The 5,857-nt window shown below is 46.2% G+C and carries 7 protein-coding genes, 1 other RNA gene and 1 pseudogene; 4 read left to right on the top strand and 5 right to left on the bottom strand.

What is annotated here, in order from left to right; all coding sequences use genetic code 11:
* Positions 1-269: pseudogene (locus Q0991_RS04350) on the top strand (ABC transporter ATP-binding protein); the annotation flags it as partial.
* 16 nt (positions 270-285) lie between these two features.
* Positions 286-1,125: a metal ABC transporter permease gene (locus tag Q0991_RS04345; RefSeq protein ID WP_299485857.1), complete on the top strand. Its 840-nt coding sequence runs from the start codon at positions 286-288 to the stop codon at positions 1,123-1,125.
* Positions 1,126-1,257: 132 nt separating this feature from the next.
* Here Q0991_RS04345 and dmeF read toward each other — a convergent pair whose 3' ends face one another.
* The 5 genes from dmeF to Q0991_RS04320 all read right to left on the bottom strand — a co-directional run bounded on the left by dmeF (position 1,258) and on the right by Q0991_RS04320 (position 4,739).
* On the bottom strand, positions 1,258-2,238 hold the full coding sequence (dmeF, locus tag Q0991_RS04340; protein WP_299485855.1) for a CDF family Co(II)/Ni(II) efflux transporter DmeF: 981 nt from the start codon (positions 2,236-2,238) through the stop codon (positions 1,258-1,260).
* 269 nt (positions 2,239-2,507) lie between these two features.
* Positions 2,508-2,711: a LuxR C-terminal-related transcriptional regulator gene (locus Q0991_RS04335; protein WP_299485853.1), complete on the bottom strand. Its 204-nt coding sequence runs from the start codon at positions 2,709-2,711 to the stop codon at positions 2,508-2,510.
* Positions 2,712-2,831: 120 nt separating this feature from the next.
* A complete protein-coding gene (locus tag Q0991_RS04330) occupies positions 2,832-2,957 on the bottom strand; it encodes a hypothetical protein (RefSeq protein WP_299485851.1) in 126 nt (41 codons plus the stop codon).
* A gap of 126 nt (positions 2,958-3,083) precedes the next feature.
* Positions 3,084-3,917: a hypothetical protein gene (locus Q0991_RS04325; protein WP_299485850.1), complete on the bottom strand. Its 834-nt coding sequence runs from the start codon at positions 3,915-3,917 to the stop codon at positions 3,084-3,086.
* Between the two features lie 648 nt (positions 3,918-4,565).
* A complete protein-coding gene (locus Q0991_RS04320) occupies positions 4,566-4,739 on the bottom strand; it encodes a hypothetical protein (protein WP_299485848.1) in 174 nt (57 codons plus the stop codon).
* Between the two features lie 329 nt (positions 4,740-5,068).
* On the opposite strand from Q0991_RS04320, the gene ffs reads away from it, so the two are divergent.
* Both ffs and Q0991_RS04310 read left to right on the top strand, forming a co-directional pair.
* Positions 5,069-5,165: signal recognition particle sRNA small type (ffs, locus tag Q0991_RS04315), an RNA gene on the top strand.
* 107 nt (positions 5,166-5,272) lie between these two features.
* Positions 5,273-5,626 carry a hypothetical protein gene (locus Q0991_RS04310; protein ID WP_299485846.1) on the top strand — a complete coding sequence of 118 codons (354 nt, stop codon included), beginning with the start codon at positions 5,273-5,275 and terminating at the stop codon, positions 5,624-5,626.
* Positions 5,627-5,857: the final 231 nt, after the last annotated feature.

The raw sequence follows: 5,857 nt of genomic DNA, 5'->3' as shown, positions 1-5,857 counted from the left end.
TGATATTAGATGAGGCCCCTGCAGGTCTAGATCTGCGGGCAGAAGCAGAATTCTACCAATTACTGAACCAACTCAAACAACAGCATGGATGGGCGATTTTACAAGTCTCTCACGATCTAAATATGGTGCAGCGCCAGTGTGATCATGTGTTGTGTATTAATCGCACGTTACTCTGTGAAGGGGTTCCTGAAGTCGCTCTCTCTAGAGAAAGCTTGAGCACGGTTTATGGCCCCGAGTTTGCCCGCTATCACCATTCCTGTTCGTTGTAGTTTGTAACCCCATTCGATGTCTCTTGCCAGCGAAATTACTCGAATTATCGACCTGTTTCAGTTTCCATTTATGCAGCGGGCGGTAATCAGCGGCATTCTGACTGGATTAGCAGGCGGGATGCTTGGCAGCTTCACAATTCTGCGACAACTGTCATTTTTTAGCGATGCGTTGGGGCACTCTACCCTACTGGGTATTAGTTTCGGGATACTGTTGGGCTGGAACCCCACAGCAATTGTCCTCCCTTTTGCGGTCTTATTTGCCTTGGGCGTGAGTTATCTGCTGGAACGAACGCGGCTATGGACGGATGCGCTGCTAAATATTGTCTACTCGTCCTCCTTAGCGTTTGCTGTTGTGCTTCTCAGCTTTACGGGTGCCTACAAAGGAGGGATTCATCAACTGTTATTTGGCGATATTTTAGCGGTGCATACGTCTGATTTAATTTTTTGTGGAGTTTTGCTGCTGGTCTGCGCGCTGTATATGGGACTGACGTTTCGGACGCAGATGCTAATCACCCTAAATGAACCCCTTGCGATCGCAAGGGGTGTATCCGTCTCATTCCATCGAACCACTTTTATTGTGCTCCTAGCTCTGGTCGTGGGGATTTCCATTAAAGCGATTGGAGTACTCTTGATTAGCGCTTTTGTCGTGATTCCAGCCTGTGCGGCACGGTTACTTTGTCGCCAATTCAGCCATCATGTTGTCCTCTCGGCCAGCTTAGGAGCAATCAGTGCAGTAGTGGGGATGCTGTTGTCAGCGGGACTGAATTTACCCTCCGGCCCAAGCATTGTGATCGCCCAACTGGGGATTTTTGTGGGAGCGATGATTTACCCACAACTTTATAAAGCTGTAGCTTAGTGCGGTTCAGCTTACCCGCTGGCTCAGATTGAATGGCACTTATCAAAAGTGACAATCGTACCAGAGCTATCCACCCCACAGCCGATTCTACTGAGGTCATGCTCATTTGATCTGATTTTTATCTACCCATAATCACCCTAGTGGGGCCGAGACTGGGTTGAGGCTATGGTCAATTTCCAAACAAGGCTCACCATGACAGGGATTGACCTCAATAAGCACATGAGCAAGAGATGGAATCTGACTGAGGAGGCTCTTGTAATACTCTGGCGCTTGCGGATAATGGGTTACTAGCGAAACAGTTGCAGACAGATGCTTTTGGCTGACACGCCAGACATGCAGATCGACCACACGATTATCCGCATCGTCTTCAATGGCGTTCAAAATATCCTGCTTAATGTGTTTATCAATTCCACCATCCAGCAAGATTGAACCTGTTTCACTCACCAAGTCGGAGGCCCATTTAGTGATGACTCCGGCACCCACGATTCCCATGGCGGCATCCAGCCAGATCCAACCTAGAAACTTCCCGGCAAATAAGGCAATGATGGCCAAAACAGAGGTGAGGGCATCCGCTAAAACATGTACATAGGCAGCCCGCAGATTGTGATCCGCATGATGGTGGTGACCATGACTGCCATGATGATCGTGGCTATGACCATGATCATCATGGAGTAACCAGGCACTCACTAAATTAACCACTAATCCAAGAATGGCCACTCCAATCGCTTCGTTAAATTGAATCGTTTGGGGTTGGAAAAATCGACCGACGGATTCAAATGCCATGACAAACGCGACGACCGCAAGCGCAACAGCACTAGCAAACCCACCCAGTACACTGACTTTGCCAGTACCGAAGGTGTATCTAGCATCAGTAGCATGTTGGCGAGCATAGCGATACGCAAACACGGTGATACCGAATGCTGCTACGTGAGTGGCCATATGCCAGCCATCCGCCAACAGGGCCATCGAACCCAAAATAGTACCCGCTGTAATCTCAGCAATCATCGTAGCTGCAGTGATGAGCATCACGATCTTGGTGTTTTTCTCCGCTTGATTCTGATTAACCGAGAAGTTATGAGAATGTTGCCAATGATCAAGGGTTTGAATATGCATTGAATCTCTAAATCCTGGAGTTGAAGACTTTACCAGTCAGTATTCCTGAATTTTACAACCCCACTGGATGCCCCTACGAGATAGGGTGAGAGGAGGAAGTTATACGTCGTTCAATTGCACCTCACCGAATTTAGATTGTGAGTTGTGAAAATTAGACACAGGAGCGGGAAAAGCTGCTCAGACGCATTAGCTAGGGCTTCGGTGTTTTTCAGTATGAGCAGGTCGTTGAGGCAGCTCAGTCGATAACCTGCAGGTGATGGCTGGAAGGATTATTTCACCAAGCCAGAACGAAGGGCTCTTACAGCGGCTTCGGTGCGATCGCTAGTACAAAGCTTACTCAAAATATTTCGGACAGAGGTTTTCACGGTCCTAATCCCTAGAAATAAGGATTCCGTAATCGCCGTATTGCTATGACCCCCCACAATCAGTTCTAGGACCTCTAGCTCCCGCTCCGTTAACGGATAGGTTTGCAAAAGCTTAGTCTGCTCAGGATCGATACCCTGGATAGTGACGACCTCTGATGCTGTTTGTTTGACGATATCAGGGGTTTGGCGAACTTGTTTGAGGACAATACTTGCGAGCGCAGGATCGATTCAGGAATGGCCCTCCGCCGTCGTATTCACAGCTTCAATTAATTGCTCTAGTTCAGCGTCTTTGACGCAATAGAAGTCGGCCCTCGCCACAAAAGCGGCTAGAACTTCCCCTTCCTCGTGGCGCATTGTCAAGATCAGGATTTTGGTCTTCGATAGTGATGGCCATCTGAGACCATAATCACGGCAACCCCCCACTTCTAGCCAAGAAATTTTCCATTTTCAACAGGATAAACGTTTGTCTTTTTCCTTCAGCTAAGTTGCCTTCCCCTTGACTGTTCTTGCCCGCCTGAGAAAGGTGAAGATGCCTAATACTGTTACTGATCCTAGGAGCGTTGATGCCTCTGGCACTGGTCGCGCATCAAAAGCACTATAGGTTACCCCTGCTTGGGAGAAATTGTAGAAAGCAAAACGACCATCATTAAAGTCTCCATTGATATCTATTTCTGGAACACCATCTACAAACACTTGTAGTTGATTGGGATTAAAAATGAGATCAAACGTATATTCTTGATTTCTCACCCAACCCGCATCACCAAAATTATTTCCTCTCTCTAACTCTTGAACACTGCCTGATGGTTCTGGGTAGTTAACATGCCCGCCTATTTCTTCATAGACAGGAATACCTGTTACCCGAGAAACAGCTAAACCTCTGCGGCTAATGGTGCCTGGAGGTATGCCAGGCGGACGGTTAGGAAGAGTACCGCTTTGATCTGCCTGCTTCCAGTCGAGTAATAGATAATTTGCGGATGAATTTGTTGTATCACCTGGCCTGAAGCCAAAGGCAAACCCAATGAAATCGTCGTCACTACCCGTGGCAATGACTTTACCGGAGATTCTGGTATTCCAAGCGTCGAAGTCGCTGTAGAAAAAACTCTGCTGCCCATTTGTGGTTTGAGTAACAGACTCACCATTATTGGATAGAACCCAGTTAGATGCTGGGTCATTGACACTGGGAGGGAAAGGATAAGATTCGACTTCCCAAGTACTTAAATTGATTGTTGCGGCTTGGCTTTTCTCACATAAGCCCAAAAACGCAGTAAAAACCAACAGGCTACCGATTGCTATAGGCCGATTAAGATAGTTCATGATGGAAATTGGTCAAGATAAACAATCAAAGTGAAGTGTCAGCTTATTTTTTTACTAAGATCGACAGTACTTCATCAGAATAAAATTCCATTGTGTTTAATAAAAATTATGCCTAAGCCTTGATGGTGCTGAAACGAGCCAGTTGAGGTTTTAATGCAACAAACACTCGATCTTTAAAGAGTTCATATTTCACCGAATCGTTAACGAAATGAACGAGAGGATCAGTCTCGTGGAATAGTCCCCAAGGAGGAGATGGTTCAAAAAATCTTCATCCTCTTTGCTGATGGTAGTTTTGAGTGTTCTTGATTGAATAGAAATTTCGATAAAACTAGTGAATTGATGTGTTTTATCCAATTCCACTTCACCCTATTTCAACAGGATCCATCAGTTCAACAGGATCCATCCATGATTCGCTATTGTCTGCCTATATCCTGCATAACATCTGCGAATATCAACCTCAGGAATAGAATGCTCACCACTTGTCTAAGCTACCCGCTCAACGGCAAGATTCAGGACTTCTCAACTACAAATACCTCAGATTGATGGTGTAGCCCTTGTTCTTGCACCCTCGTAGGAAATGGATAAAGCTTTTGGCCGCCAAGGTGGTCTTAAGAGCAAAATCAGCGTTCGTTCGCATCAGCCAGCGCTTTAATTCGCTTTACCATTAACTGCCCAGACTGCATGGCCATTGCCTTTGGATTGAGGGAAGAGACCTGCTGAGATCGCATCCGCATTTACATATTCGAAGACTCCCACAAAGGTTGGCAGAAGGCTTAAGGACACAGTGGTCTTTGCTCCACCAATCACATAGAGGTTGGGCATGGACGACCTGATTTCCTGTACAAGGAACTTAGGGTTTCATTGACTCCGTTCGGGACGAAAGGGCCGGAGGTTCAAATTCTCTCATCCCGATACTCTGGTAAATCCCTACTTGTAAGGCTTTTGGAATCCTGAGACGTTTGCTAAACGTTTCTTTGTGCTGTCTGTCTAGATGACAACGGTAGTCGGATTGGATATAATCACGACTGTGTGAGGAGCGAACTAGATAAGGGGCATCAAGACGAAACACGGCCAGTCGTTGGTGCCCTTTATCAATATCTACCAATATCTACTTGGGTATATCCGAGATATCAATGCTAGACTATATTGTAGACTCGGACCCATGCGATTGTAACGCCTTAATCTTGTCAGGACCGGAAGGTAGCAGCAATACGGGATGCTTGTAATAGGCGTGGACTCCGGGTCACTTTTTTTCTAAATGCGATAAATCTGGGTATTGAAGCTGTTCTTAACGTTGCATAGACGTTGAACCTACCCTTACCCGTTACTTTCAAAGATTGGGCGATTACAAGGCCATGAATGACCTTCCAGATTTTGTCAAAAAAGCCTTCTACCTAGGAGTTGGTGTTGCTTCCTATGCTGGTGAGCAAGCAGGGCAAAAAGTTGCGGAAATTCAAGAGCGAGCTCAACAGCTTGCAGATGAAATGATTAAACGGGGTGAAATGAGTACAGAAGAAGCCAATCGATGGTTAACTCAGTTCAACTCTACGCCTACACAAGTTTCTGTCGAAGAAGCTCCCTATCCAGATCAACCTCAAGCAATAGAGCTGATCACCGAGGAAGAAGAAGAATCACCGACCTCGTCTGTAAACCTCCATCAGCAGGTGTCTGAATTGGAAGAGGAGCTCCGTCAATTGCAAGATCCATAAAGGTCTTTTTTTTAGTGGAGTAGGCATCTCTATTAACTCAATGCCTAAATCCTCTTATGGATGAGTAGCTCGCTGGTGGAGGTTACCATCATTATCACGACAAAACTATGGGAGCGCATTCTTGGTGTTATGGATCTTTGGGGATGACAAGGGTTTCACAATGTGTTCTGAATCAGTGATAGCGCCCTCATGCCTCTCTGGTAATTGAGTCGTTTATGGGGTTTCAGTTGC

The organism is Acaryochloris sp. IP29b_bin.137 (assembly GCF_028285745.1).
GTDB lineage: Bacteria > Cyanobacteriota > Cyanobacteriia > Thermosynechococcales > Thermosynechococcaceae > Acaryochloris.
The sequence above is the reverse complement of the archived record's forward strand: the minus strand, read 5'-3'. Positions and strand labels throughout refer to the sequence as shown.